This window comes from Fodinicurvata sp. EGI_FJ10296, assembly GCF_040712075.1.
Taxonomy (GTDB): Bacteria; Pseudomonadota; Alphaproteobacteria; order DSM-16000; family Inquilinaceae; genus JBFCVL01.
In genome coordinates, this window is the sequence record NZ_JBFCVL010000004.1 from 76,276 (window position 1) to 101,902 (window position 25,627).

General features: G+C 61.8%; 23 protein-coding genes and 1 tRNA gene. 9 read left to right on the forward strand and 15 right to left on the reverse strand.

Features of this window, described 5'->3' with window-relative positions; all coding sequences use genetic code 11:
• Positions 1–24: 24 nt before the first annotated feature.
• Entirely contained in the window at positions 25–1,365 is a 1,341-nt protein-coding gene (gene gltX / locus ABZ728_RS09185) for a glutamate--tRNA ligase (protein WP_366655803.1), read from the reverse strand.
• Between the two features lie 376 nt (positions 1,366–1,741).
• Between gltX and ABZ728_RS09190 the strand changes: the two genes are divergently transcribed.
• Both ABZ728_RS09190 and ABZ728_RS09195 read left to right on the forward strand, forming a co-directional pair.
• Positions 1,742–2,212, forward strand: coding sequence for a hypothetical protein (locus tag ABZ728_RS09190; RefSeq protein ID WP_366655804.1), 471 nt, complete (start codon positions 1,742–1,744; stop codon positions 2,210–2,212).
• Between the two features lie 656 nt (positions 2,213–2,868).
• Entirely contained in the window at positions 2,869–3,336 is a 468-nt protein-coding gene (locus tag ABZ728_RS09195; RefSeq protein ID WP_366655805.1) for a MucR family transcriptional regulator, read from the forward strand.
• A gap of 229 nt (positions 3,337–3,565) precedes the next feature.
• Here the strand turns inward: ABZ728_RS09195 and ABZ728_RS09200 are convergent, their stop codons facing one another.
• The 7 genes from ABZ728_RS09200 to ABZ728_RS09230 all read right to left on the reverse strand — a co-directional run bounded on the left by ABZ728_RS09200 (position 3,566) and on the right by ABZ728_RS09230 (position 11,180).
• On the reverse strand, positions 3,566–3,871 hold the full coding sequence (locus ABZ728_RS09200) for an I78 family peptidase inhibitor (RefSeq protein ID WP_366655806.1): 306 nt from the start codon (positions 3,869–3,871) through the stop codon (positions 3,566–3,568).
• A 186-nt stretch (positions 3,872–4,057) separates the two neighbouring features.
• A tRNA-Glu gene (locus ABZ728_RS09205) sits at positions 4,058–4,133 on the reverse strand.
• A 129-nt stretch (positions 4,134–4,262) separates the two neighbouring features.
• Positions 4,263–6,179 (reverse strand): single-stranded-DNA-specific exonuclease RecJ, encoded by a 1,917-nt coding sequence (recJ, locus tag ABZ728_RS09210; RefSeq protein WP_366655807.1) that lies wholly within the window; start codon positions 6,177–6,179, stop codon positions 4,263–4,265.
• Between the two features lie 5 nt (positions 6,180–6,184).
• Complete coding sequence (gene glpX, locus ABZ728_RS09215) at positions 6,185–7,156, reverse strand: class II fructose-bisphosphatase (protein ID WP_366656230.1); 972 nt, start codon at positions 7,154–7,156, stop codon at positions 6,185–6,187.
• Between the two features lie 76 nt (positions 7,157–7,232).
• Positions 7,233–8,528 (reverse strand): homoserine dehydrogenase, encoded by a 1,296-nt coding sequence (locus ABZ728_RS09220; protein ID WP_366656231.1) that lies wholly within the window; start codon positions 8,526–8,528, stop codon positions 7,233–7,235.
• A gap of 55 nt (positions 8,529–8,583) precedes the next feature.
• On the reverse strand, positions 8,584–9,792 hold the full coding sequence (locus tag ABZ728_RS09225) for an LL-diaminopimelate aminotransferase (protein WP_366656232.1): 1,209 nt from the start codon (positions 9,790–9,792) through the stop codon (positions 8,584–8,586).
• A gap of 143 nt (positions 9,793–9,935) precedes the next feature.
• A complete protein-coding gene (locus ABZ728_RS09230; protein WP_366655808.1) occupies positions 9,936–11,180 on the reverse strand; it encodes a hypothetical protein in 1,245 nt (414 codons plus the stop codon).
• A gap of 456 nt (positions 11,181–11,636) precedes the next feature.
• Between ABZ728_RS09230 and phaC the strand changes: the two genes are divergently transcribed.
• Both phaC and ABZ728_RS09240 read left to right on the forward strand, forming a co-directional pair.
• Positions 11,637–13,388 carry a class I poly(R)-hydroxyalkanoic acid synthase gene (gene phaC / locus ABZ728_RS09235; protein WP_366655809.1) on the forward strand — a complete coding sequence of 584 codons (1,752 nt, stop codon included), beginning with the start codon at positions 11,637–11,639 and terminating at the stop codon, positions 13,386–13,388.
• Positions 13,389–13,417: 29 nt separating this feature from the next.
• The gene (locus ABZ728_RS09240; protein ID WP_366655810.1) at positions 13,418–13,762 is read left to right on the forward strand and encodes a hypothetical protein; all 345 of its coding nucleotides are present in this window, start codon (positions 13,418–13,420) and stop codon (positions 13,760–13,762) included.
• A gap of 84 nt (positions 13,763–13,846) precedes the next feature.
• Here ABZ728_RS09240 and ABZ728_RS09245 read toward each other — a convergent pair whose 3' ends face one another.
• The 4 genes from ABZ728_RS09245 to ABZ728_RS09260 form a co-directional block, all read right to left on the reverse strand.
• Entirely contained in the window at positions 13,847–14,368 is a 522-nt protein-coding gene (locus ABZ728_RS09245) for a gamma carbonic anhydrase family protein (RefSeq protein WP_366656233.1), read from the reverse strand.
• Positions 14,369–14,501: 133 nt separating this feature from the next.
• Positions 14,502–14,981 (reverse strand): 30S ribosomal protein S9, encoded by a 480-nt coding sequence (gene rpsI, locus ABZ728_RS09250; RefSeq protein ID WP_366655811.1) that lies wholly within the window; start codon positions 14,979–14,981, stop codon positions 14,502–14,504.
• Positions 14,982–14,984: 3 nt separating this feature from the next.
• Positions 14,985–15,443 carry a 50S ribosomal protein L13 gene (rplM, locus tag ABZ728_RS09255; protein WP_366655812.1) on the reverse strand — a complete coding sequence of 153 codons (459 nt, stop codon included), beginning with the start codon at positions 15,441–15,443 and terminating at the stop codon, positions 14,985–14,987.
• Positions 15,444–15,678: 235 nt separating this feature from the next.
• Positions 15,679–16,143 carry a PaaI family thioesterase gene (locus ABZ728_RS09260; protein ID WP_366655813.1) on the reverse strand — a complete coding sequence of 155 codons (465 nt, stop codon included), beginning with the start codon at positions 16,141–16,143 and terminating at the stop codon, positions 15,679–15,681.
• A gap of 168 nt (positions 16,144–16,311) precedes the next feature.
• On the opposite strand from ABZ728_RS09260, the gene ABZ728_RS09265 reads away from it, so the two are divergent.
• From ABZ728_RS09265 to ABZ728_RS09275, 3 genes are read left to right on the forward strand one after another with little or no spacing between them, the layout of a single operon-like run.
• Positions 16,312–17,109 carry an enoyl-CoA hydratase gene (locus ABZ728_RS09265; RefSeq protein WP_366655814.1) on the forward strand — a complete coding sequence of 266 codons (798 nt, stop codon included), beginning with the start codon at positions 16,312–16,314 and terminating at the stop codon, positions 17,107–17,109.
• Positions 17,106–17,645, forward strand: a complete 540-nt coding sequence (locus ABZ728_RS09270; protein ID WP_366655815.1) for a CoA-binding protein — start codon at positions 17,106–17,108, stop codon at positions 17,643–17,645. Before ABZ728_RS09265 ends, ABZ728_RS09270 begins: the two co-directional genes overlap by 4 nt.
• Positions 17,642–18,934, forward strand: coding sequence for an O-acetylhomoserine aminocarboxypropyltransferase (locus ABZ728_RS09275; RefSeq protein ID WP_366655816.1), 1,293 nt, complete (start codon positions 17,642–17,644; stop codon positions 18,932–18,934). Before ABZ728_RS09270 ends, ABZ728_RS09275 begins: the two co-directional genes overlap by 4 nt.
• A gap of 97 nt (positions 18,935–19,031) precedes the next feature.
• On the opposite strand, the gene ABZ728_RS09280 is transcribed toward ABZ728_RS09275, so the two are convergent.
• From ABZ728_RS09280 to ABZ728_RS09290, 3 genes are all read right to left on the reverse strand, one after another.
• The gene (locus tag ABZ728_RS09280; RefSeq protein ID WP_366655817.1) at positions 19,032–19,913 is read right to left on the reverse strand and encodes a DMT family transporter; all 882 of its coding nucleotides are present in this window, start codon (positions 19,911–19,913) and stop codon (positions 19,032–19,034) included.
• 69 nt (positions 19,914–19,982) lie between these two features.
• On the reverse strand, positions 19,983–20,852 hold the full coding sequence (pdxY, locus tag ABZ728_RS09285) for a pyridoxal kinase PdxY (protein ID WP_366655818.1): 870 nt from the start codon (positions 20,850–20,852) through the stop codon (positions 19,983–19,985).
• Positions 20,853–20,909: 57 nt separating this feature from the next.
• Complete coding sequence (locus ABZ728_RS09290; RefSeq protein WP_366655819.1) at positions 20,910–22,295, reverse strand: PLP-dependent aminotransferase family protein; 1,386 nt, start codon at positions 22,293–22,295, stop codon at positions 20,910–20,912.
• Positions 22,296–22,779: 484 nt separating this feature from the next.
• On the opposite strand from ABZ728_RS09290, the gene ABZ728_RS09295 reads away from it, so the two are divergent.
• Positions 22,780–23,304: an OmpA family protein gene (locus ABZ728_RS09295; RefSeq protein ID WP_366655820.1), complete on the forward strand. Its 525-nt coding sequence runs from the start codon at positions 22,780–22,782 to the stop codon at positions 23,302–23,304.
• A 310-nt stretch (positions 23,305–23,614) separates the two neighbouring features.
• Positions 23,615–25,603 (forward strand): nucleoside-diphosphate sugar epimerase/dehydratase, encoded by a 1,989-nt coding sequence (locus tag ABZ728_RS09300; protein ID WP_366655821.1) that lies wholly within the window; start codon positions 23,615–23,617, stop codon positions 25,601–25,603.
• Positions 25,604–25,627 lie beyond the last annotated feature (24 nt).

A 25,627-nucleotide genomic window follows, 5' to 3' on the forward strand; every position in this document is an offset into this window, starting at 1 on the left:
AATTCTTCGACGCTCGACCGGGCATCAGGCGCGACGGCCGGAAAGCCGATCCAGGGTCCGGTCGCGGCCGATCAGCACCAGCAATTCGGCCAGTTCAGGTCCGTGCTGACGCCCTGTCAGCGCCATCCGCAACGGCATGAACAGCGACTTGCCCTTGCGCCCGGTGGCTTCCTTGATTGCGCCGGTCCATTGCGCCCAGGTCTGCGCCGTCCACGGTTCCGGCGGCAGCAGCTCCGCCGCCGCATGGGCGAATTCCTCGTCCTCGATAACCGGTTCGATCGGCTCCTTGGCGATCGCCCACCATTCGCCCGCCTCCTTTATCCGGGAGATATTCGGCCGGACCGCCGCCCAGAATGCCTCGTCGGCCTCGGGCAGGCCAGCGGCGATCAGCCCGTCGCGCGCGCGCTCGAAGCTCATTCCATGGACGATGCGGGCATTGATCCGCAGCAGTTCCGCGATATCGAACCTCGCGGTCGCCCGCCCGAACCGGGCAAAGTCGAACGTCGCTACCAGCGCATCGATATCCTCGACCGGCTCGACCGGATCCGACGTACCGATGCGGGCAAGCAGGCTCCTCAGCGCCGCAGGCTCGATACCCTCGTCGTCTCTGAGGTCTCCCAGCGACATGCTGCCGCCGCGCTTGGACAGCCCCTGGCCATCTGCGGCCGACAATAGCGCCAGATGGGCAAACCGGGGTATCGGCGCATCCAGCGCCTCGAACATCTGGATATGCGTGGCCGTGTTGGACACATGGTCTTCTCCACGCACCACATCGGTAACACCCATATCGATATCGTCGATAACGGAACAGATGTGATAGAGCGGAGAACCGTCCTCTCGGATGACGACTGGATCGCTGAGATCGGCGCCGGAGAACGATATCGGCCCGCGGACCAGATCCGTCCAGGCGATCGGCGTCGGTTCCAGTCTGAAGCGCCAATGGGGACTGCGGCCTTCAGCCTCGAACGCCTGGCGCTCGGAAGCAGAAAGCGACAGAGCCGCCCGGTCATACAGGGGCGGGAGGCCACGAGACAGCAGACTGGCGCGCTTCAGCGCAAGTTCTTCTTCGGACTCGTAGCAAGGATAAATGCGCCCGGACGATTTCAGCCGTTCGATCGTGTCAGCGTAACGGTCCACGCGCGCCGATTGCCGCTGCTCCTGATCCCAATCCAGACCCAGCCACGCCAGGTCGTCACGGATGGCGTCTACATAAGCTTCGCTGGACCGATTGGTATCGGTATCGTCGAAGCGCAGAATACAGGTTCCGGCTCGTTTGCGGCCATGAAGCCACGTCACCAGTGCGGTGCGGGCATTGCCCACATGCAATCTGCCGGTAGGGCTGGGAGCGAAACGCACGACTGTCATGGATCTTCTAACGGCAGTTGGTGGCGAGCGGACCAGATACCACAGGCCGCGGTAACAAGGAACCCTCTGCCCGCGGTAAGTTGTTCGCACATGACGTGTATGCGAACCAAATTAAACGCAAATTTGATTGCGCTATATTAGCGCCATCTGATAGCGTTCGGGGATTGATTTCAACGTTCCGGCTGCGCCCTTGGTGACTGCCGGATTTCCTTCCGCCGGCAGCCGTTAGCCGTACTGGGGCAACAACTGCTGGTGTCGCCTGCATTGCGGGTGGAGAGCGGGATCAGAAGACAAGCCGGAAGGAGCCGCAATCATCGACCCCGTAATTCCGAGGCAACCCGTCCAGGATGCCGGAGATCACGCCTCCGGGGAGCAAATGGGCATCGAAGCCGACGAACGCCGGCTCTTCGTGCTGCAATGCCTGCGCTGGGTTGAAGATTACGAACGCCGCCTTTTCGGCCGCCTCGTCGACCGACCGACAATGGAGATTCTTCGATTCGTCGCCGAGCGCCATCTGCAACAGCGCGACGTGTTTGTGCAGGATATCGTCGTCTTCACCGGCGGTTACTACATCTCGGCGTCCAAGAAATTGAGTCTCTTTGAAGAGCGCGGCCTCATACGCCGTGAGAAAGACACGGTAGACGGCCGCCGAACCCGGATCGTCGTATCAGAGAAATTCTCCGAACTTCTGGAATCCTATCTCGACACGCTGCACCGGCTGGGCGCTGCCTTCGCAATGCTGGAAACACGCGCGGTCGCCAATTCCGGCGAACCGGCTGATGAAACCGAGTTTTCGGAGATTGCCAGGCATTTTGCACGGGTGCGAGCCGGCAGAACCGAAGAATAGAATCCTATCGTTCCTTTCCCAGGCGGCCGGCAGATGCTTGCCCAACTGCGAAAAGTGGAATGAATATCGGATGCCGCCGGCACGGAAATCGACCCCCGCAAACCCGACGTCAAACATCGCCAAGTGCAGAGCGAACCAGTGCACGATTCTGCACCTAACGCGAAAATATCATGTTTATTAAAGGTAAATTCCGAAGACTCGCGCCCACGTCGTGGGGTGGGCTTTTCGCAGCATCGCAGGCGCGACGAATCCGTACAAAAATTCTCACGTGTTATGATATTCAACATATGACCATCAGCGGATGATCGTACATTATTTTTATTACTAAATACCGATCATTACCACATTCTTCATATTGCCAATGTCGATCTTTTTCCGATTTTTCGTGATATCGTTCCTATATTTTCCGGTACGTATAACTGAATTTCCAATATTCTCTATAAATTGACTTATTATACAGGCAGTTAGCGCGCTCATTTTTCCCCGTCTGGGAAAAAATATCGATAAGTATCTTAAACATCGCGTCACCGCCAGCGATGTCTTAACTAAACCGATTGAAATATCCTCTGTTACAAGCTATAGATGTTTGAAGTTGGAGGTGTGATACGATCCAAAAAAGTGAGAATTCTTTCCCGCCACAACGGAAACAGAAGTCGATGAATCTGAGAGACGAGAGACAGGATAGCCCGGCACGGGACGAGAATAACCAAGACAGCCTGATCAGGATGACAGCCCTGATCACTGCGTCTTATGTCGCGAAGAACCCAGTCGCGCCGACTGACCTTCCGTCCCTGGTGCACAACGTACACCAGGCACTGGCCTGGCTCGGCGATACGCCATCCCAGGAACCCCCCAGACAGCAGAAACCCGCTGTTCCGATCAAACGCAGCGTTCAACCCGACTATATCGTTTGCCTTGAGGACGGCCGCAAATTGCAGATGCTGAAGCGGCATCTCCGGACCCAGTACAACATGACCCCGGAAGACTATCGTGCGAAGTGGAACTTGCCGCACGATTATCCAATGGTTGCGCCCAATTACTCGCAGAAGCGGTCAAGCTTCGCCAAATCCATCGGACTTGGAACGAGCGCCACCAAGCCAGCTCAGAAGCACAAACGTCGCTAGGCACAGCCGAACTGGCGCTAATTTTTGCAGGTGCGGCGAAGGGGCGACCGAGCCACTCGGTCGGCCACAATGACCTTTCCCGGCCCGCCACGAAACCGCTCGTCGCGATCACGAAACCAGCCGCACCATTGCAGGTCATGGCCGCAAGCGCCCGACGGCTCACTGCAGCATCACAGAAGGCCTTCCGGTAGCCGAGATCTCCGGGAGCGCCCTGCCAGTGATTCCCGTCTCAGCCGCAGCGGACGGCGCGAATAACCTCGTTGCGATCAAGCTCGAAGTTTATCCGCTCCGGATTGAACTCCATGGTCACGGCTTTGTTGGGTCGAATAACTCTCATGAATCGCGCGTTGGCGTCCTCCCACGCGCGATCGATGATTTCATCGGTCGCGGTAAGTCCGACTGACCAGGCGGCGGAGCGTGCGTCGCAATTCGTGGCGATCGGCTCTCGCGGCGGCGGATCGGTGACCGGCGTTGAGATACAGCCGGCCAACAGGATCGTTGTTGCGAGCGACGCAGTGCTGAAAAGGCGAATCATGACGGTACCCCATAAAAATTGGGCTGACAGGGGTACGATTATAACCGAAACGCCGTTTCCGCAGCGTGACAAAGGGTGGCCGCTGCCCAACTCATTTGGTCTTGATATTGAGGCATTGGTACGCACACCGAAGCGACAACCCGCTTATCAGCCGAGCATTCCTGCGCCATATGGCGCGTCGGAAGCTGGCGTCCCCTAGGGGATTCGAACCCCTGTTGCCGCCGTGAAAGGGCGGTGTCCTAGGCCTCTAGACGAAGGGGACGAGGCCGCGTCCGTTACCGCCAGTGTCAGGCGGCAACCGTTTGCGGCGGGAGAATTACCTTCCGGGCCACTCAAAAGCAAGACCTTTTTCGGTCCGCTTGCGGAAGTTGTTCAAGATCGATCGGAACGGCTATGTCGCATCGGCGTGGGCTGCGTCCTCGACCAGGATCTGGACCGTCTCACGGCCCTGCCACCGGTCGATCCGCAATGTCCCGGCAATATGAACCGGCCGATCCCGGCCGCCCCCCATCAGGACCGCGCCCAACGGCCCGTCGGCGGCGCGAAACGCGATTGCCTTGAGGCTTGCGCCGCCACCGCCGGACGCGAAGAAGCTGACATGACCGGCCCCCACCACACGCGGCTTTATCAGGCGCACCGACGGAATAACGAAACGCGGCTCCGGATTGCCGGGGCCGAATGGGCCAAGTCTGGCAACCAGATGCGCCGTGCCCACTGTCGCCGCTTCGGCGGCGAGGATGCTGTCGATCCGGTAGTCCCGGGCCAGCGGACTGTCGTCCGGCGAATCGGTGCCTGGAAAAGCATCGGCAATCTGACGGCGGACATGGTCGTCCATGAACGCCTGAAAGGCGTCCAGAGCCCTTCGCTCGATCGAGAATCCAGCCGCCATCGCGTGACCGCCGCCAGCCAGCAGCAGCCCGGCATTGCGGGCATCGATCACCGCGCGCCCGAGATCGATACCAGGCACGGATCGCGCAGACGCCTTCCCCACCCCTGCAGGCGCTCCATCCGGGCCCAACTGCCAGCTGATCACGCAAACCGGCCTGGCAAATTTCTCCTTCAGGCGACCGGCGACAATGCCGATCACGCCGGGATGCCAGCCATTGCCGTGCACGGTCACGACCGGACAGACCGGCGTGCCGCCGGAATCGCAGACCACATGCGCCGCAGCATCGTCCAGCACAGCCCGCTCCCGCGCCTTGCGGTCTTCATTGTGGGTATCGAGAAGGCCGGCGATGCTGTCGACATCCTCGCCGTCCAGATCGCCGGAAAGCAGCCGGGCCCCCAGATCCGCCCGGCCGACGCGCCCGCCGGCATTGATCCGGGGTCCCAGAATGAATCCGGCGTGGTAGCCATCCAGAGCGCCCTCAAGACCGGCCACGCGCGCCAACGCTGCCAAACCGGAATTGGATCGGGCGTTGATGACCTTGAGGCCCTGGGCCACAAAGGCGCGGTTGAGCCCCGTCAGCGGCACGACATCGCAAATCGTGCCCAGTGCAACCAGATCCAGCAGGCCGAGAAGAGACGGCTCCCGGCATTGCTCGCCGAAATGCCCCGCTGTTCGAAGCCGGCGATTGATGCCGACGAGCAGGAGAAATGTCACGCCGCAGGCGGCCAGATCCCCGAGCCCGCTGGTATCGTCCTGGCGATTCGGGTTCACGACGGCCCGCACATCGGGCAAACGCGCTTCGGCGGTATGATGATCCACGACCACGGCGGGCAGCCCCCGTTCGCCGACGGCTTTCAGCACATCGAAGGCCGTGGTGCCGCAATCCAGGAACAGGAACAGTGATGCACCCTTTTCGGCCATCGCCTCGACCGCCGGCAGATTGGGGCCGTACCCCTCTTCAAGCCGGTCAGGGATATGAAGCACCGTCCTGGCGCCGGCATCGCGCAGATACCGGACCATGAGCGCCGTCGAGGTGGCGCCATCAACATCGTAGTCGCCGAAGACACCGATGGTTTCTCCGGCCTGCACGGCATCGGCCACGATCGATGCCGCCTTTGCACCGTCGGCGAGAACGTCGGGGTCCGGCAGATAGGCGCGCAGACTGGGGGAGAGATAGTCCGGCACGCTATCCAGCGCGATGCCTCGCGCCGCCAGGATGCGGCCAATGAGATCGGGCAGGTCGTGCTGTCGGCAAATATCCCTGACCGAGGTCTCGTCGGCGCGCGTCTCACGCCAGCAGCGGCCCTGCACCGACCGCTGCACCGCCAGCGCAACGCGGTCCCGGAGCCCGGCCGCTTCCGGCCGGGCTGCCATTGCCGCCGCTTCCGTCGTTTCAGTCCCAGCAGCAGCGACCGCCATGGCGATCACGTATCCTGGGGAAGAAACCCGGTCTTGCGCGTAAAGTTATGGCGCGCCTCGATATAGCGAACAGTGCCGGATTTCGACCGCATCACGATCGAATGCGTCATCGCACCGCTTTTGAAGCGGCGAACGCCCTTGAGCATGGCGCCATCGGTGACGCCGGTAGCGGCGAACATGACATCGCCTGAGGCCATGTCGCGAAGGTTATACAGCCGGTTCAAATCCTTCACGCCATGACGATGCGCGCGCTCACGCTCATCGTCGTTGCGGAAGATCAGCCGTCCCTGCATCTGCCCGCCGACGCAGCGCAGCGCAGCGGCGGCCAGAACACCTTCCGGCGCCCCACCGGACCCCATATAAATGTCCACCCCGGTCAGAGGGTCGGTGGTCGCGATGATCGCCGACACATCGCCATCGGAAATCAGCATGATTCGCGCGCCGGCTTCCCGGACCTTGGCAATCAGTTCCTCATGGCGGGGACGATCCAGAATACAAACGACCAGATCGGAAATTTCGCACTGCTTCGCCAGCGCCAGCGATTTCAGGTTCTGGGCCGGCTCGGAATCCAGATCGACAAGATCCTCGGGGAGACCCGGACCAATGGCGATCTTTTCCATATAAACATCCGGCGCCTTCAGGAACCCGCCCTTGTTCGCCATCGCCACCACGGCCAGCGCATTGGGTCCACCCTTGGCAGTGATCGTCGTCCCCTCAAGCGGGTCGAGAGCGATGTCGATCGCCGGACCACCGCCGGCGCCGACCTTTTCGCCGATGAACAGCATCGGCGCCTCGTCGCGCTCGCCTTCGCCGATAACGACTTCGCCTTCAACGGTCAGACTGTTGAGCGCCTGGCGCATCGCATCGACGGCCGCCTGATCGGCCTTCTTCTCATCACCCCGTCCCATCAGAAGCGATGCGGACAACGCCGCCGCCTCGGTGACGCGAACGACCTCAAGCGCGAGGTTGCGATCCATCATTCTCGTGTCGGCCATACCAGCCTTCCCCCCGGATATTCGATTCGATGCCAGCGTGTTTATCCCATTCGCGGCATCATACCACCATACGTTCGATGCGTATCATCTTCGGGGATTCGACGACATGATCCAAATCACCAACGGCCGCAAGAACCCGGCTCATCGCCGCTTCGGTCGTGTCGTGGGTCACGATGATCAATGGCACCGCGTCGCCGGGCGATCGTCCCCGCTGAAGGAAACTTTCGACCGACACCGATTGATCCCGCATGATGGCCGTTATGTCGGCAATCACGCCCGGCCTGTCGACCACCATCAACCGTACATAGTATTCACCCCGACGCGCGCTTATCGGCAGCACCGTTGCCGGCTCCAGCGCATCGGCCGGGAACCCGAACGCCGGCACCCGAAGTCCCCGTGCGATATCGACAATATCCGCGACGACGGCCGACGCCGTCGGACCGCCACCGGCGCCTTGCCCTACCATCATTACCTGGCCGACATGATCACCCGTGGCCTGAACCGCATTGAACACACCTTCGACCTTCGCGATCGGGCGTTCCTGCGGCACCATGCAGGGCGCGACCCGGAGTTCCAGTCCGCCGTCGCCGCGGCGGGCGATCGCCAGCAACTTGATCCGGAAGCCCAGTTCATCGGCATAGGCAATATCCAGTGCGGAAACCTGCCTGATTCCCTCGATATGCAGTGAATCGAAGTCGACATCCACGTTGAAGGCAATCGCGGCCAGCAGCGCCAGTTTATGGGCGGCATCTATCCCCTCGACGTCGAAGGTCGGGTCGGCTTCGGCATAGCCAAGCTGCTGCGCTTCGGCCAGAACGTCGCCGAAATCGCGGCCTGTCTCGCGCATCTCCGACAGGATGAAGTTGGAAGTGCCGTTCAGAATGCCGACAACGCTGGAAAACACGTTCGCGGCGAGACCTTCACGAATCCCCTTGATTGCCGGTATGCCGCCGGCAACCGCCGCTTCATAAGCCAGGGTGACACCGGCGGCGTCGGCTCTGCGGGCAAGCGCCGAACCGTGCAGTGCCATCATGGCCTTGTTGGCTGTGACGACATGCTTGCCTGCGCTGATCGCCGCCTCGACGACCTCGCGGGCGGGACCGTCGGATCCGCCAATAAGTTCGACCACCACATCCACCGCCGGATCTCGGGCCAGGTCAACCGGGTCATCGTACCAGCGGATTTCGCTCAATTTGACGCCCCGGTCCCGATCGCGATTGCGCGCGCTGACGGCGGCGACCCGGATGGGACGGCCGCATCGGGAAGACAGTAGATCCGCATGCTCGTGCAGTACCATGACCGTCGCCGCTCCGACGGTGCCGAGGCCGGCAATGCCGATATTCAGTGGTTCAATTTTCAAAGGACTGCTGCTTTTGGGGATTTCCGTCATGGTCGGATTGTTGCCTCTCTTATTTGACGTCTTGGGCCACGAATGGATGCGGCGGCACGCTCAGGAACTTCTTGATGCTGCGCACAGCCTGGCGGATGCGGTTCTTGTTCTCCACGAGCGCGATTCGGACATGGCCGTCGCCATATTCGCCGAACCCAACTCCGGGTGCGACGGCGACATCGGCGTTTTCCAGCAGGAGCTTGGAAAACGCCAGACTGCCCATGGCCGCGTACGGCTCGGGAATAGGGGCCCAGACGAACATGCTGGCCTCAGGTCGCGGCACGGCCCAGCCGGCGCCATGCAGGCCTTCGACCAGAACATCCCGCCGCTCGCGATAGAGGTTTCGCGCCGCTTCCACGCAATCCTGGGGGCCGTTCAGTGCCGCGGCCGCCGCGACCTGAATCGGGGTGAAGGCGCCATAATCGAGGTAGGATTTAACCCGCGCCAGCGCCGCGATCAGGCGCGGATTGCCGGCGGCAAAGCCGATGCGCCACCCCGGCATCGAATAGGTCTTCGACATCGAGGTAAACTCGACAGCGATATCCCGCGCTTCGGGAATCTGCAGGATCGACGGCGGTACGCTGTCGCCGAAATAGATCTCGGCATAGGCCAGATCGGAAAGAATGTAGATGCCGTTCTCTCGGCAGAAGCTCACCAGTGGCCGGTAAAAATCCAGGTCCACGGTTTCAGCGGTCGGATTTGACGGGTAATTGAGCACCAGCGCGGTCGGTTTCGGGACACTGTGGCGCACCGCCCGCTCCAGGCTGTCCAGCAGCGGCTGACCCGGCGCCATGACCAGACTTCTGATCGCCGCCCCGGCAATGATGAAGCCGAACATATGGATCGGATAGCTGGGATTGGGCGCCAGAACGATATCACCGGGTGTCGTGATGGCCTGCGCCAGATTGGCCAGTCCCTCTTTCGAGCCGAGTGTGACGATGATCTCGCTCTCCGGGTCCAGCGAAACGCCGAATCGCCGTTGGTAATAGGCTGCCTGCGCTCGCCTCAGGCCCGGAATGCCACGGGAATTGGAATAGCGATGCGCTTTTCCATCGCGAACGGCTTCGGCCAGCTTGTCGACAATGTGCGTCGGCGTCGGCTGGTCGGGATTGCCCATGCCGAGATCGATGATGTCGCGGCCGGCCGACCGCGCCGCCGCCTTCATGGCGTTGACCTCGGCGAAGACGTACGGGGGAAGGCGCTTTATTCGGTGAAACTCCTGATCGATCACGATCCGGCTCCCTGGGGCGGCTGCGTAGGCGGAGGGAACCCCGCCACTCGATTGCTGCGCGGCCGGACAGTCGACCGCTACACCGCTAACGGGGTCACCCGGGCGATCATGGCCCGCGGGTATCTGATCCGCGCGGGTTGCTATTCGTTAATGCGAATATCCGCGCTTGCCCCCTGCCCGGTATCGGCATCGACCTCAACCGAAATGCCGGAGACATCTTGCGAGGACAACGCCGCGCGCAACGCATCCGCAACAACTGTCGCCCTGTCGCGGGCAGTCGATTCGCCGCCATCGGCATCGGTTGCATAACCGATCACGCGGATCGAAGCGCCTTCCAGGGTCGGGTCGCCAGCAAGGTCGGTCACCATCCGGCGCGCGTCGGCCGTCAATGCCGTGCTGCCAGTCTCGAATGGGATGGTGACGGTGGAGGCCAGCGGCGCGGCCGCTGGCGCTTCCTCCTGCGCCTCATCCTCTTGCGTCCCGGTCCCGGTCGTCTCCGATTCGGCAGCTTCCATGCCGCCAATCATCGCCGCCGGGTCCGTGCCGGCGCTTTCGGCTTCATCTTCGGTACTGTCATTCCCGTCGGATTCGGACTCATCCTCATCGAAGGGCGCGAACTCCTCGGATTCCATCCGTTCCGTACGGTCTTCCGACGCGGTCCGGCCCTGATCACGGGATGATTCGAGCTGCTCCCTCATCGCCGCCAGTTCAGCCTGGGTCGGCGCATCATCTGGCCTGTCCGGAACGTCGGCAATTCGCGGATCGCCGGAATCCGCACCAGATTGTGGCGCCCCCCGTGCCGCTCCGCTCGGGCTGTCGAACTGTCCGACGATGGAGGCCAGAGCATCTCTCCGCTGGCGCGCCTGGACTTCTTCGGGCGTTGGCTGCCGCGGTTGCGCGGGTGCCGCAGAGGGTTGTTCGGCGCGGCCGATGGGTTCGGCGATACCAAAGAAGCCCCGCTCCTGCAGGGTCGAAGCCTGAGTGCCGCTCAGGGGATCGGCCCCCGGCGCAGAGGCCACCTGCGGATCGTCCGGCATTTCCGCGCCCGGCCGGGATTCAGACCCAGCCCGCCCCTCAGTAGTCTGGGCTGCGTCACTCGCGGCTGCGCCGCGTCCGTCCGCTATATCCGCAAGTGGTGCATCCGATGACCGGGTTTCTGCGGTTGCCGAAGCACCGTAATCTGTCGAAGCGCCTGCAGGGGTGGCCACCGTCGGCGAGATCGAACCCGCATGCGGCGTGCCGTCCATGATCTGTGCCGCCCCGCCGCACGCCGTCAGCGTGAGCGCCAGAGCCGTCAACAAAGGCGTCCGGAGAGCGGCGCGCCGACTTGATCGCGCCGCCGCCACGGATGAATTCGCCGGTTTCATACGGAATGTTCTCTGCATCGGTCCGTTATTCCAATCATCATGACGCTGGCATCGCCTTATAGCCGTTCGGCGCGGTCAAGACCACTCGATACCTTCGGGTATTGTGTTGCCCGCAGGATAGGTTCGGTAGCCCAGGGATGGGCGGAAACTGTGTCGATTGTCCGGCCATTCCCCCGATTCGGCAATGCGGGCGTCCCGCGGATGGTGTATTAAAACGTGGTCGGCTTCAAGAGTACCGGTGCCAACGCGGTGCCGCCTCATCAACGAGTGCCGCAGGCGAATGCAGGCCATGGCGGCGTCGGCCCGTGCCGTGAGCCGCCCGGGCCTGGATCCGCCTGAACGATAACGGTATCGGAGCCTTGTATGACACGTGACGGCAAAGGCAAAGACGCAGGTAACGGACAGAATGGATCCGCAAGCCGCAATACGTCGACGCCGCGCGCTTCGACCATCGGCCTACCCGACCCAGTCAGAATGGGAAAGTCCATGAACGATATCGCCGAACGAAGCCAGAAACTGGTCGCGGATTTCCTCAAGCGTCAGATGGACGCCGGGCTGACGCCGCCATCGTTCGATCCGCTCAATGTCGGCAACGCATTCTTCCAGATGACGGCGCGCATGATGTCGGACCCGGCTCAGTTGGCGCAGGCGCAGATGCAGCTTTGGCAGAACTATGTCTCGCTGTGGCAGCAGACGACGGAACGCATGATGGGGCGCACGTTCGAGCCGGTGGCCGAACCGGAGAAAGGCGACCGCCGATTCAAGGACGACGCCTGGAACGAGGATCTGGTCTTCGACTACATCAAACAGTCCTACCTGCTGACGGCGCGGTGGATGCAGTCGACAGTCAACGATGTCGAAGGGCTGGACCCGAAGACCGCGCGCAAGGTCGACTTTTATACCCGCCAGTTCGCCGACGCGCTGGCGCCGTCCAACTTCGTGATGACCAATCCCGAGGTTCTGCGCACCACGATGGAAAGCGGTGGCGAGAATCTGGTCAACGGCCTGAACAACCTGCTGGAGGACCTCGATCGCGGGAATGGCAAACTGGCGATCAGGATGACCGATTACGACGCGTTCGAAATCGGCCGGAACATCGCGGTCACACCCGGGAAGGTCGTCTACCAGAACAAGCTGATGCAGCTTATCCAGTACACGCCGACCACGGAAAAAGTCGCGCGCCGGCCGCTCATGATCATTCCGCCCTGGATCAACAAGTTCTACATTCTGGACCTTCGCGAAAAGAACAGCTTCATCAAATGGGCTGTCGATCAGGGGCACACCGTCTTCGTGCTGTCATGGGTCAACCCTGACGAGACGCTTTCCGAGGCAAATTTCGAAGACTACATGACCCATGGGCCTCTGGCCGCCCTCGACGCCATCGAGCAGGCGACCGGGGAATCCGACGTCAACGCGATCGGCTATTGCCTCGGCGGCACATTGCTCGCCTGCACCCTGGCGGTCATGAAAGCCCGGGAGGACGATCGGATTGCGTCCGCCACCTATTTCACGACCATGATCGATTTCACCGACGCTGGCGAGTTGTCGGTCTTCGTCGATGAAGAGCAACTGGCCGCACTTGAGACCGAAATGTCCCAGAAGGGCTATCTCGAGGGGAGCAGCATGGCGACGACGTTCAACATGCTCCGTTCCAATGATCTGATCTGGTCGTTTGTCGTCAACAACTACCTTCTTGGCAAGGAACCCTTCCCCTTCGATCTGCTCTACTGGAACAGTGACTCCACCCGCATGCCGGCGGCGATGCATATATACTACCTGCGCAAGATGTATCAGGAGAACAAGCTGGTCGAACCCGGTGGGCTGACCCTGCTGGATACGCCGATAGACCTTTCGACCGTCGATCAACCGACATTCATTCTGTCGACGAAGGAAGATCATATCGCGCCGTGGAAATCGACTTATGCTGCAACCAACATTTATGGTGGACCGGTCAAGTTCTGCCTCTCGGCTTCGGGGCATATCGCCGGCGTCGTCAACCCGCCTGCAGCCGGCAAATACTGCTATTGGACGAACAGCCGCAAGAACAAGGATCCTGACGCCTGGCTGAAAAATGCCACGCAACACGATGGCTCGTGGTGGCCGGAGTGGCAAAGCTGGATCGCGAAATATACCGGCGGCGAGGTCGCGGCCCGTCAGCCCGGCGACGGGAAATTGCCAGCGATCGAGGACGCGCCGGGTTCGTATGTTAAAGTGACTTCCAACTAGGGGGCAACCAGGAGCAACCGGGAGATCCCATGCCGGATCAAACCGGGATCCCCGCACCAGAGGAGACCGCCGCCATGGAACGCAGCGACATCGAACTGGCCATCCAGATGCTGATGGACGAAGCGGAAGGGCAATTCGACGATCCCTATGCCCTTCATCACCGGGTGACGGAAACCATCCATACTATGGAAGCCGAAGGGCTGCCCGTCCCCGACGATCTGAGAGCCCTGAAACGGGATCTGGAATCCGTCATCGGCGGACCGGAGGAGACGCCCGGAGGCGGCCCCAGAGACGGTTCGGCAGACGGTTCGGCAGGTGGTTCGGCAGGTGGTTCGGGGGATGGCCCTGGCGGCAATGGCGGAACGACCGGCTGACGAAGCGCATTGGTCAGCCGGCTTCAGGCCGGCCCCGGATCAGCTTCACGACCCAGTATTACGACCCCATAATTGCGACCCGAATTACGACGAGATGCGATAGGTCGCCGCCAGATCGGCATATTTTCGCGCCGACACCGGGATATAGTCACGTTCCTTGTCGGTCAGGTCCCGCATATAGCGGGCCGGGCTGCCACCCCAAAGCTGACCGGCCGGAATGCGTTTGCCGTTGGTCACGAGCGCTCCGGCGGCAACCATCGCACCCGTCTCAACCACCGCGCCGTCCATGACGCAGGCCTTCATACCGACAAAGGAACCGTGTTCCAGGGTACAGGCATGCAACAGGGCCATGTGGCCGATCGTGATATCATCCCCGATAATCGTCGGATGTCCCCCGCCCGTGACATGTATCGTGGTGCCGTCCTGGATGTTGGTGCGCGCGCCGATCCGGATATGATTGACGTCGCCGCGGATGACGCACCCAAACCACACGCCGGTGTCGGCGCCGATTTCGACATCGCCGATGATGCGGGCGGTATCGGCGACGAACACGGTTTCGTGAACCAGCGGCCGGCAATCCCGAAAGCCGATCAGACGGGCATTCATTCTTTCATCGGACATGTGCAATTTCCCCCTGTGCATGCCGAAAAACATAGCACAAAAAGAAATGGGCGGACCCGTTGTCGGACCCGCCCATTTTCCAGTAGCAAGATGTCGCAGGATGCCTGCGCCCCGCAACTTACCGTTTGGAGAACTGGAAGCTCCGGCGGGCTTTGCGCTTGCCGTATTTCTTCCGCTCGACCCGGCGGTCGTCACGAGTCAGGTATCCGGCCCTCTTCAAGGTCTGATGCAGACCCGGTTCATACCGGACCAATGCCCAGCTCAAACCGTGACGGACGGCACCAGCTTGTCCCGACAGTCCGCCACCAGTGACGGTGGCGTAAATATCAAACTGGTCCAACCGCTCACACACTTCGAACGGTTGATTGATGATCATCCGAAGAACGGGGCGAGCGAAATACTGCGCCTGATCCTTGCCGTTCACGACGATCTTGCCGGTGCCCGGCTTGATCCAGACGCGCGCGATGGCATCCTTACGACGCCCCGTGGCATAGGACCGGCCCTGCGCATCGCGGATCTGAACCCGCTCCGGCTGCTCCGTGACGCCAGCGGCATCACCGAGAGACTGGAGATCGGCGAGAGTTGTTGCCTCGGCCATGGATTACCTCTTGTTCTTCGGGTTCATGGACGCGATGTCCAAAATCTCCGGCGTCTGCGCCTCGTGGGGATGCTCCGGTCCGGCATAAACCCGCAGTTTGCGCAGGACATCACGACCGAGCGGACCGCGCGGAATCATGCGTTCGACCGCCTTTTGAATCACCCGCTCCGGATGCCGGCCCGAAAGGATCTGACCCTTCGAACGCGACTTGATGCCACCCGGATAACCGGTATGCCAGTAGAACTTGTCGTCGTCCCACTTGTTGCCGGTGAGCTTCACCTTTTCGGCGTTCACCACAACAACATGATCGCCGCAGTCGACATGCGGCGTAAAGATCGGCTTGTGCTTGCCACGCAAGCGCGTCGCGATCACGCTTGCCAGACGACCGAGGATCACATCCTCAGCGTCAATGACCAGCCACTTCCGTTCGACTTCGGAAGCCTTGGCGGAAAAAGTCTTCATCGTTGCCCTCGATAATACGGCTCAAAGAACATCAGAGCCCTTTGTCGTGGCCGTGCCGACTAAACCGCCGACACGACTCAAAAAAACACCGGGCCACGTGCCCGGTCCATGGATGCGGCTTTTATCGACCCGGAATGCCCTTGTCAACCGAAAAAATCCACTGATCGCAGTGCCTTACCGATACGGTAACATGGTACCGCAGCAGTTTGATGCCGTCCGCGGTCCATGGACCGCATCAGTTGCCGGGGATTGCATAGGTCCCCGTTGCATGAGCGACCGGCTCGGCATCGCTACTGGATTCAAACGACGACAGAACCACCTCGCCATAGGCCAGCCGCCGGCCCAGCTTCAATAGGCGCCCGGTCGCCAGGACCGCTTCGGCTGGCGGGCGGTGCAGGAAATTGATCGTCATCGACGATGTCACCGCCATATCGGCGCGACCGATGCGAGTCATGACCGCGCCATATAAAGCGACATCGGCCAGCGCAAACAGGACGGGACCGGATATCGATCCTCCCGGGCGCAGAAATGCCTCGCCGAATGGCAGCTTCAGGGTCATCCAGCCCCGGCCCAGACTCTCGACCCGAATCCCGTAGGCGCCAATAAAAGGAACCTGCTCGCGGATCAGCGATTCAAACATCGGCCCATCGATTGCGGCAGCTTCATTGTCGCCTGAATCGGGACTGTCAGGGCCGTTCATCCCATTGTTTCCTCATTGCCAGGAACCGCAGCTGCTGCTGGCGGACACTACTGCGTGGCGGACACATCGGTCACATGTGATATGTCTTGCTCCGGACGGGCAAGCCTAGAATGATCGGCGCCGGTTCGATTTCGCACCGAAGACGGAACCGAGGGGAGGAGACGAAGGATGCAGCAGTTGTCAGACGAAGCGGCGCAGCCCGTATTGCGGGCCGACGCCGACGGCATCGCCACGCTTACTCTCAACCGGCCGGACGCACGCAATGCCTTGTCAGTCGGCATGATGACGGCATTGGCAGACTCGCTGGACGCCGCAGGACGGGATCCGGCGGTCAAGGTCGTGATCATCGCCGCCACCGGACCGGCGTTCTGCGCCGGCCATGATCTGAAAGAAGTCAGAGCGAATCCGGGCCGGGCTTTCTACGAAAGGTTGTTCCGGCAATGCTCCGATCTGATGATGGGCATCACGCGCCTGCCCAAACCCGTCATCGCCGCCGTTCACGCCATGGCCACGGCAGCCGGATGCCAGCTCGTCGCCAGTTGCGACCTCGCCCTCGCCGGACGGTCTGCCCGATTTGCAACGCCGGGCGTGAATATCGGGCTATTCTGCTCGACGCCGATGGTGGCCTTGAGCCGTGCGGTCGGGCGCAAAGCCGCGATGGAAATGCTGTTGACGGGCGAGGCGATCGACGCCGAAAAGGCCGTCGGGCTAGGCCTGATCAATCGCGTGGTCGACGACACCGACCTGATGACGGAAGCAGGCACGATGGCCGCGACGATCGCCAGCAAGTCCCCGCTGACCCTGAAGGTCGGCAAGGAGGCCTTTTACCGCCAGGCGGAAATGGACCTTGCCGACGCCTATGACTATACAAGCGGCGTCATGGTGCGGAACATGATGGCCGACGACGCCACCGAAGGCATCGACGCCTTCTTGAACAAGCGGCGCCCGAATTGGAGCGGAACATGAGCTCACCGGCATCAACCCCGGAACAAACCCCGGTTCCATCGTCAGTAAATCACGATTCCTACGATCCGAAATGGCTGGCCGAAACAATGGCGTCGGTCACCAGCGTCGCCATGGTGGGCGCGAGCACGAACACGACCCGACCAAGCTACTTCGTCATGAAATACCTTTTGGACAAAGGGTTCGATGTCGTTCCGATCAATCCGGGCGCCGCGGGCGGACTGATCCTTGGTCAGCCGGTCCTGGCCGCACTGGCCGACCTGCCGCATCCGGTCGATATGGTCGACATATTTCGCAGCTCGGACGCTGCGGGCGGCATCGTTGATGAGGCGCTCGCCCTGCCCGTGCTGCCGAAAGTGATCTGGATGCAATTCAACGTGCGAAACGATGCCGCCGCCGCCCGTGCCGAGGCGCGCGGCGTCCGCGTGGTCATGAACCGCTGCCCCAAGGTTGAATACGCCCGCGCCCATGGCGAACTCGGATGGCAAGGACTGAATTCAGGCCTGATATCTTCAAAGCGGAGGAAAATACAAAAATGACGGACCAAACGAAACCAGGCTTCTCCACCCTCGCCGTTCATGCCGGGACCGAGCCGGACAGCGCCACGGGTGCGCGGCAGACGCCGATCTATCAGACGACGTCGTATGTGTTCGACGATACCGATCACGCCGCCTCGCTGTTCAATCTGCAACGTCTCGGTTTCATCTATTCCCGCTTGACCAACCCGACGGTGTCCGCCCTGGAAGGACGGCTCGCTGCGCTGGAATCGGGCGTCGGCGCCGTAGCAACGGCCTCGGGACATGCCGCGCAACTTCTGGCGTTCTTCCCCTTCATGGAACCCGGAGCAGAGATCGTCGCGGCCAACAAGCTCTATGGCGGCACCGTCAACCAGCTCTCGAACAGCTTCCCGCGCGCCTTTGGCTGGAAGACCACCTTCGTCGACGCCGACGATCTGGACTCGGTCCGCCGGGCGATGACTGACAAAACCCGGTGCCTGTTCATTGAGAGTCTGGCAAATCCGGGCGGCGTGGTCATGGACATCGAAGCGTTGGCCGAAATCGCCCACACGGCCGGCGTGCCCCTGATCGTCGACAACACCATGGCGACACCGTTCCTGTGCCGCCCCCTGGAGCACGGCGCCGATCTCGTCGTTCATTCGACGACCAAATTCCTGTCGGGCAACGGCACCAGCGTCGGCGGTGCCGTCATCGATTCCGGTCGGTTCAACTGGTCGCAAAGCGACAAGTTCGAGGGGCTGACCGCCGAGGACCCCGGCTACCACGGTCTCAAATTCCACGAAACCTTCGGCGAAATGGCCTTTACGATGCACGGCCACGCCGTCGGTCTGCGCGACCTGGGCGTCAATCAACAGCCGATGAACGCTTTCCTGACGCTGTTGGGCATCGAAACCCTGCCACTGCGCATGGAGCGCCATGTCGACAACGCCATGGCCGTTGCCCGGCACTTGGCGTCGCACCCCAAGGTCGCCTGGGTAAACTACGCCGGGCTGGATGACTCGCCGTATCGGGAACTGGCTCGTAAATACACGCCGCGCGGGCCGGGCGCCGTCTTTACCTTCGGCGTTCACGGCGGCTTCGAAGCGGGCGTCAAAATGGTCGAAACGGTCGAGATGCTGAGCCATGTGGCGAATATCGGCGACACCCGGTCTCTGATCATCCATCCGGCGTCGACGACGCACCGGCAGTTGAGCGACGAAGGCCGCGAGAAAGCCGGCGCCGGACCAGAGGTTGTCCGGCTGTCGATCGGCATTGAAAACGTCGAAGATATCATTGCCGACCTGGATCAGGCCCTGGCCCAGATCGGCTGAGCCTTCCTGTCGATTGCCGCCGGACCAGCGCCGGCGGCGGTCGCTCGCTCCAGCGTCGCAGCGGCGGACCTAATACCTAAGCGTCGCAGCGGCGGACCTAATACCTAAGCGTCGCAGCGGCGACGCCGGGGACAACCATCGCAAAGCCAAGGACGTGATAGACCTCCAGGCTTTCGCCAAGGAAGACCACAGCCATCAGGGCTGCAAATACCGGCATCAGATACATAAACGGCCCGCCGCGATTAGACCCGACAATCCGGATACCCTGCTGATAGGTCGAAAAGGCCAGCACAGAGGCGAATACCGCCACGCCGACAATGCTGAAGACTGCGCTCCAACTGAGCGGCATGGCTTCGACGGCGAGGGTTTCGATCAGCCAGAACGGCACCAGGACGATCACGCCCGCCACCGCGATCGCGGCGAACAGCGGCATAACGGGCATTCGCAACGACGCATAGCGCAGCATGACGGAATAGACCGCCCAAGACGCGGTCGCGCCCAGGATCCAGAGATCACCGCGATTGAATGACAGCGCAAGGACCGCCTGCAGATTCCCGCGCGTCAGGATCGTCACCACGCCCAAAAGCGCGAGAACGATGCCGGCAATCTGTCGAAGCGTGATCCGCTCGCCCTTGAAGGCAGCGCCCAGTATCAGGATCATCACCGGCGACGCGGCATAAATCAGACCGCCATTCATGGCCGTCGTCTCGCGCAGGCCGATATAGACGAACGTGCCGCAGATCGCCATCCCCAGCGCCCCGAGGGCGAAAAGCCGTCGCCAATGGTGCAGCAGTTCGGCCCGGTGGCGCAGCAGGCCGGCTGCACAGAAAGGCAACAGCAGCATCGCCGCCACGACCCACCGCCAGAAGGCCAGGGCTATCGGCGGCACGACATCGGCCGCCGCCCGACCGAAGACGATGTTCGATCCCATGAACGCGGCTGACAGTACGAGCAGAACATAGGCGGTCGAATCCGCCATTCCGGCCTGGTCCTTTTCCCCTCCTCGCCCGTCCCGGCGTCCGGCAGTATCGATATCCGGCATCAGACGCTATGCCACCTTTTCCGCAAAAAACCGCTCCGGTGGATGGGCGATCGCGTCCTGAGCCGCGATCAACTCGATCTCACGTGAGCCGGTATGGCAGGTCAGCTCCAGCACCGCAAACACGCTGGACACCGTGCGCCACAGTGCTTCCGCCGGATCGCCGTGTATCAGGAAATGCGCCAGGAACAGGGCGGCGGTCATGTCCCCGCAGCCATTGACCGCGATCGGCAGGCGCGGCGTGGCGCTGATCCAGGCCCCCTCGGCCGTGACCGCCATAAGCTCGATCACATCGTCCTTGCTGCCGGTTGCTCTCAGGAAACTCGTCAGCAGGACGACGCGCGGCCCCCGCTCGATCATCCGGCGCGCAGCCTTCAGTGCGTCGTGAAGATCGGCGATTGGCGTGCCGGTCAGGAACTCCAGTTCGAACTGGTTCGGGGTGATGATCGACGCGGACGGCACCGCCCGATCGCGGATAAAATCGGCAAGATCCGGCTTGACGAAAAAGTTGCGGTCGGTATCCCCCATCACCGGATCGCAGCAATAAAGCGCGCCCGACGCAGATTTCCTGACCGTTTCTACCGTCTCCAGTATCGTGCCCCCCAGCGCCGGAGACCCCATATATCCGCTCAGCACCGCATCGCAGCGGCCGAGCACGCCGCGTTCCGTTATGCCGCGGACAACGTCGGCGATATCCGCCGCCGGCAACACGGGTCCGCGTACCGTCTCGTATCCGGTATGATTGGAGAAATGCACCGTCAGAACCGGCCAGACCTCGACTCCCAGCCGCTGCAACGGGAACACCGCCGCGCTATTGCCGACATGGCCATAGGCGACGGATGACTGAATCGACAGAATCGTGGGCTTGCCGTCTTTCATGGCTATTCCGATCGGCTTGATGACAGGTGGATGATGATACGTTTCGGGCAAGCGGCGTTAAGCAACCGCCAGGCACGGCTCCGGGCGGCTTTCAATGATATCGCGCAGCACCGACAGCCCGGCTTCCAGTTCCGCATCGTCACGGGTCGCACTGACGGTCACCCTCAGCGCATGCGGTGGCTCACCGCGGCCCGGCACGAACATCTCTGTCGCGGTCATCGACAGGCCGCGATTGCGTGCCATGCGCACGACATCGCCGCCGCGCCAGGGTTCCGGCAATTCAAGCCAGACATGGAATGCCGCAGGGTGCGTCTGATAGCTCAGACCGTCCAGCAGACGTGTGGCGATCGCCTGGCGCCGCTTCACATCGGCCCGGATCCGGCTTGCCAGTTCGTCGGCAGTGCCGTCTCTGATCCATCCACTGACGATCTCAGCCATGGCCGGAGGCGCCATCCAGTTCAGTGCTCTGCTGGCGGCGCTGAAGCGGCCGATCCGGTCGCTCGGCAGGGCCGCGAAGCCGACCCGCATCCCCGGTGCGACACATTTGCTTGCCGCTGTGATATAAATGCAACGTTCGGGGGCATAGGCACTGAGCGCCGGTGTCGGATCGTCGGGAAGAAACCCGTAAACGTCGTCCTCGATGATGGTTACACCATATTTACGGGCAATCCCGGCGATCGCTTCACGACGTTCTGCCGGCATATATGCCGTCGTAGGGTTGTGAATTGTCGGCATACAATACAGCAGTCTGGCCCCGCTTACCCGGCAAGCAGCCTCGAAGGCCTCCGGGATCAGCCCTTCTGCGTCCATGGCGACCGGCTTGAGCGACAGCCGGTGCAAGCTGGCCAGAGCGCGCACGCCGGACCAGGTCAACCCCTCGACCAGAATGGTGTCGCCGGGATCGGTGAGACCCATGAGAGCCGAAGCGATCGCATGTTCGGCGCCGCTGGTCAAAAGGACATTGGATGCGGGATGGGAGACGCCGCGCCGGGCGACCCAGGCGGCTCCGGCCTCGCGGTGGTCCCAGGCGCCCGTATGGGCCTGGTAGTTCATCAGATCACTCAGACGCGGATCCCCTGCGAGCCGCACGAGGGCTGCGGACATCTCGGCCTTTCCCAAATGGGCCGGCGGTCGATTGACCCCCAGCTCGATCAGCCTTGGCGCCGCAATGCCCGGCATGTCCAGCGTCTGAGACGAACGCGCGCCGGGACGCACGAAGCTTCCCCGACCCACTTCGCCGACGATCAGGCCACGCCGCTCGGCCTCGGAATAGGCTCGGCTTACGGTTCCAACAGTGACCGAGAGACGCCAGGCGAGTTCGCGGTGCGTCGGCAATCGATCGCCGGCTGCAAGCCGCCCGGAATAGATGTCCTCGGCCAGCGCGTCCGCGATGCGCAGATACTTCGGGCCTGGTCTGTCGGCAATGGCGGGAAGCCACGACATTGTATCGCTCCGATGAGATCAATCAGACGTCGATCGACGTCACGGTTAAATACTATCGAGACAATACGAATCAATCAAGCGGACTCGGCGGGGCGTGACGGGCACGCGGCCGGTCGGCAGCGGCAGAAGTTGCACAATGGCAACGGGTGGCCGGATCATGCTCCTCCGGCACAACTTTCGTGGTACAAAGGTTTGCGAATCATGCTCGCATTTGATTAAGCTGCCGGCGCCAAGGCACTTGCGGCGGCCGGGGGCAGCAAGTTTGGCCTATCCCCTCACGGCCAATTTGAGTAAGTATGGTCTTGGAGGGTATCGACAACGTGGTCGGAGTGTGTCCGGGTATATGTATTCCTGAGATACGCTGTTGCTTCTGCCACTAATTGCGAGCGGTACCCTGGTCGAACGCACAGGACGCTGACAGAGAACAGGAGTAAAAGAAGTGCGATACCTCACTTATTTGTGCCTTCCGGCCACCGCGTTTTTGGTGGCTGCGTCGGTAGTTCCCACCCAGTACAGTGCCGCGCAGGCGCAGGAACAGACTGCGGAATGGTGCAACCCGGTGCTCGTGGAATCGAATCGGACTCCGGTTCGTGCCGCCAGCAACAACACGCCGGTTCTCCATGACGGATCGTTCCCTTGCCCGGTTGCGGAAGCACCCGAGCCGGAACCGATGATGGCCACCATCGCCGGTGACGTTGCATTCGAATTCGACCGCAGCGAAATTCGGCCGGCATTCTATCCGGAACTCGACGCCATCGCGGCCGAGTTGCAGAATTACCCGGATGCCACGATCAACGTCGCTGGCCACACGGACAGCATCGGCACCCTCGAGTACAACGAAGGCCTGTCGATGCGCCGCGCAGAGGCGGTCGCGACCTACCTCGAGAACGCCGGCATTCCGCGTGACCGCATGGTCATCGAAGGATACGGCGAAACTCAGCCGGTCGCTTCGAACGACACGCCGGAAGGCCGCGCTCAGAACCGCCGCGTCGAAGTTTCGACACTCTGACGGTCTGAGCGGCATACTGCTGCGTTGAATCCGGCCATTGTGGCCGGGGTGCACGACCAGATACCGGCTCTCGTTCTGCCCGATGCGAGAATCGGAAATACCGCTGCCCACGAAAGCCCCGCATTCAGCGGGGCTTTCTGATTCCGACCTCCGGATGTCTGGACAGCATCAACCGAAGTGCCGGAGAACCATCGGTATTCGCGGTGGATCATGGGGCGCATCTGCTCCATACTGCCGACCGACGGTCGTGCAATCTGCCGAGCCGCACCGTTCGCGATTCGTAACGGCCCTCACAACGCGTGTTTCGCCCGTGCGCTATAGACATATTTTTCTGGCGCTTTGCCACGACCTGCTCGTTACGGTCGGTGCGCTGATCGCCGCCCTGGTACTGCGTCTGGACGGTCTGCCCGACCGCTACGCCGAAACGATGATTCCCTATGGCGTACCCGGGCTCGCCGTGATTGCCGCCGGCACCTTTCTGGTTTTCCGCGTCTATCGGGGCATCTGGCGCTTTGCCTCGACTGTCGATCTTATGGCGATCATCAAAGCGGCAACCGTAACCGTGCTGCTGTTCGTCGCATTCATGTTCGTCGTCGACAGGCTCGCGACCACACCGCGCTCGGTTCCGATCATTCAATGGATGATCATGGTCGTCCTGATGGGGGGTTCGCGTTTCGCCTATCGACAGTTCCACGAGATATCGGCCGAACGCCAGGCACCGGTCGGCACACCCCGCATTCCCATTCTATTGATCGGGACCGGCGACGAGGCCGACGGGTTTCTCCGCGCCACCTCCAATCCCTCCGCCAGTCAGTATCAGGTTGTCGGAATCGTCAGCAGAAAGCGCGGCCGCGTCGGCGGAGCAATGCACGACATTCCGGTTCTGGGCCATATAGAGGAAATCAGATCGGTCGTCGACCGGTTGACGCGTAAACGGCAACGGCCGCAACGGGTTCTCCTGACCGATCCGGCAAACGCCCTGCCCCACGATACGGCAAAGAGGCTTCTGGAGACTTGCGAATCCCTCAGCTTGCCGCTCTCACGGCTGCCGCGTCTGACGGAATTCAGAAGCGCGGTCGATCTTTCCGGGCTGGATCTCCAGCCTGTCGCGCTGGAAGACCTTCTCGGCCGCCCTCAGGCCGCAATCGACCGTCAGGCAGTCCATCATCTGCTGACCGGCCGCGTCATTATGGTTACCGGCGGCGGCGGCAGCATTGGCAGCGAACTCTGCCGGCAGATCGCCTCGTTCGATCCCGACCGGCTGATTCTGACCGATGTCAGCGAATTCAACCTTTACAGCATCGACCAGGCCATCGGCGAAGAGTTTCCCGACCTTCCGCGTCAGGCAATTCTCGTCGATGTCCGCAACCGCAGTGCGGTTTTTGCAACGCTCCGCACCCACCGCCCCGATGTCATATTCCATGCCGCCGCTCTGAAGCACGTCCCGATCGTTGAGACCAACCCGATCGAAGGCATCGAGACCAATTGCATCGGCACGCGCAACGTCGCCGAGGCGGCTCTGGCGGTCGGCGCCCGCGCGATGGTGCAGATTTCCACCGACAAGGCGGTGAATCCGACCAATGTCATGGGGGCAACGAAGCGGCTTGCCGAGTATTTCTGCCAGGCCCTGGACCTGGACGGTGACGACCGAAACGGTCCGGGGCGCGGCGCCGATCATTCCGAGCGCACCCGATTCATGACCGTCAGATTCGGCAATGTCCTCGGGTCCAGCGGATCGGTCGTGCCGCTCTTCCAGCGCCAGTTGCAGCGCGGCGGGCCGCTGACGGTAACGCACCCCGACATCCGGCGCTATTTCATGACCATCTCCGAGGCCGTCTCACTGGTTCTGCAGGCTGCGGCTCACGGGCTGCAGGAAGGCGACAAACGCGGCGAAATTTTCGTTCTGGATATGGGGGAGCCGATCAAGGTCAGCGACCTGGCGCGGCACATGATCCTGCTTGCCGGGCTGAAGCCGGATAAGGACGTCAAGATCATCTATACCGGCTTGCGACCTGGAGAAAAGCTGTTCGAGGAGCTGTTCGACAGCCGCGAAAGTCCGGAGGCCACAACCGCCGACGGCATCCTCAAAGCCATTCCCCGTCCCCTGGCGCTCAGCGATCTGCAGCGCGCCATGGACCGGCTGTCAGTGCTCGCCGCCAGCCGCGACACTCTTGGCCTGTACGACGTTCTGAACGCCGTCGTTCCCGGCTATGAAGGTAAACCCTACGGCCTCGATGACCACCATCCTGGCGCCGACACGCCATCGGCAACTGTCGTCGCCCTCAAACGCGACCATTGAAGCAAACGGGCCCGCCCAGACGAA

What these genes read in the sequence shown, in the direction of transcription:
- ABZ728_RS09230 (WP_366655808.1), bottom strand. Translation starts at nt 11,180, where the DNA reads ATGCAGAGAACATTCCGTATGAAACCGGCGAATTCATCCGTGGCGGCG.
- ABZ728_RS09200 (WP_366655806.1), bottom strand. Translation starts at nt 3,871, where the DNA reads ATGATTCGCCTTTTCAGCACTGCGTCGCTCGCAACAACGATCCTGTTG.
- pdxY (WP_366655818.1), bottom strand. Translation starts at nt 20,852, where the DNA reads ATGAAAGACGGCAAGCCCACGATTCTGTCGATTCAGTCATCCGTCGCC.
- rpsI (WP_366655811.1), bottom strand. Translation starts at nt 14,981, where the DNA reads ATGGCCGAGGCAACAACTCTCGCCGATCTCCAGTCTCTCGGTGATGCC.
- rplM (WP_366655812.1), bottom strand. Translation starts at nt 15,443, where the DNA reads ATGAAGACTTTTTCCGCCAAGGCTTCCGAAGTCGAACGGAAGTGGCTG.
- phaC (WP_366655809.1), top strand. Translation starts at nt 11,637, where the DNA reads ATGGGAAAGTCCATGAACGATATCGCCGAACGAAGCCAGAAACTGGTC.
- ABZ728_RS09190 (WP_366655804.1), top strand. Translation starts at nt 1,742, where the DNA reads ATGGGCATCGAAGCCGACGAACGCCGGCTCTTCGTGCTGCAATGCCTG.
- gltX (WP_366655803.1), bottom strand. Translation starts at nt 1,365, where the DNA reads ATGACAGTCGTGCGTTTCGCTCCCAGCCCTACCGGCAGATTGCATGTG.
- recJ (WP_366655807.1), bottom strand. Translation starts at nt 6,179, where the DNA reads ATGGCGGTCGCTGCTGCTGGGACTGAAACGACGGAAGCGGCGGCAATG.
- ABZ728_RS09275 (WP_366655816.1), top strand. Translation starts at nt 17,642, where the DNA reads ATGACGGACCAAACGAAACCAGGCTTCTCCACCCTCGCCGTTCATGCC.
- ABZ728_RS09290 (WP_366655819.1), bottom strand. Translation starts at nt 22,295, where the DNA reads ATGTCGTGGCTTCCCGCCATTGCCGACAGACCAGGCCCGAAGTATCTG.
- ABZ728_RS09240 (WP_366655810.1), top strand. Translation starts at nt 13,418, where the DNA reads ATGCCGGATCAAACCGGGATCCCCGCACCAGAGGAGACCGCCGCCATG.
- ABZ728_RS09270 (WP_366655815.1), top strand. Translation starts at nt 17,106, where the DNA reads ATGAGCTCACCGGCATCAACCCCGGAACAAACCCCGGTTCCATCGTCA.
- ABZ728_RS09265 (WP_366655814.1), top strand. Translation starts at nt 16,312, where the DNA reads ATGCAGCAGTTGTCAGACGAAGCGGCGCAGCCCGTATTGCGGGCCGAC.
- ABZ728_RS09280 (WP_366655817.1), bottom strand. Translation starts at nt 19,913, where the DNA reads ATGGCGGATTCGACCGCCTATGTTCTGCTCGTACTGTCAGCCGCGTTC.
- ABZ728_RS09195 (WP_366655805.1), top strand. Translation starts at nt 2,869, where the DNA reads ATGAATCTGAGAGACGAGAGACAGGATAGCCCGGCACGGGACGAGAAT.
- ABZ728_RS09245 (WP_366656233.1), bottom strand. Translation starts at nt 14,368, where the DNA reads ATGAATGCCCGTCTGATCGGCTTTCGGGATTGCCGGCCGCTGGTTCAC.
- glpX (WP_366656230.1), bottom strand. Translation starts at nt 7,156, where the DNA reads ATGGATCGCAACCTCGCGCTTGAGGTCGTTCGCGTCACCGAGGCGGCG.
- ABZ728_RS09260 (WP_366655813.1), bottom strand. Translation starts at nt 16,143, where the DNA reads ATGAACGGCCCTGACAGTCCCGATTCAGGCGACAATGAAGCTGCCGCA.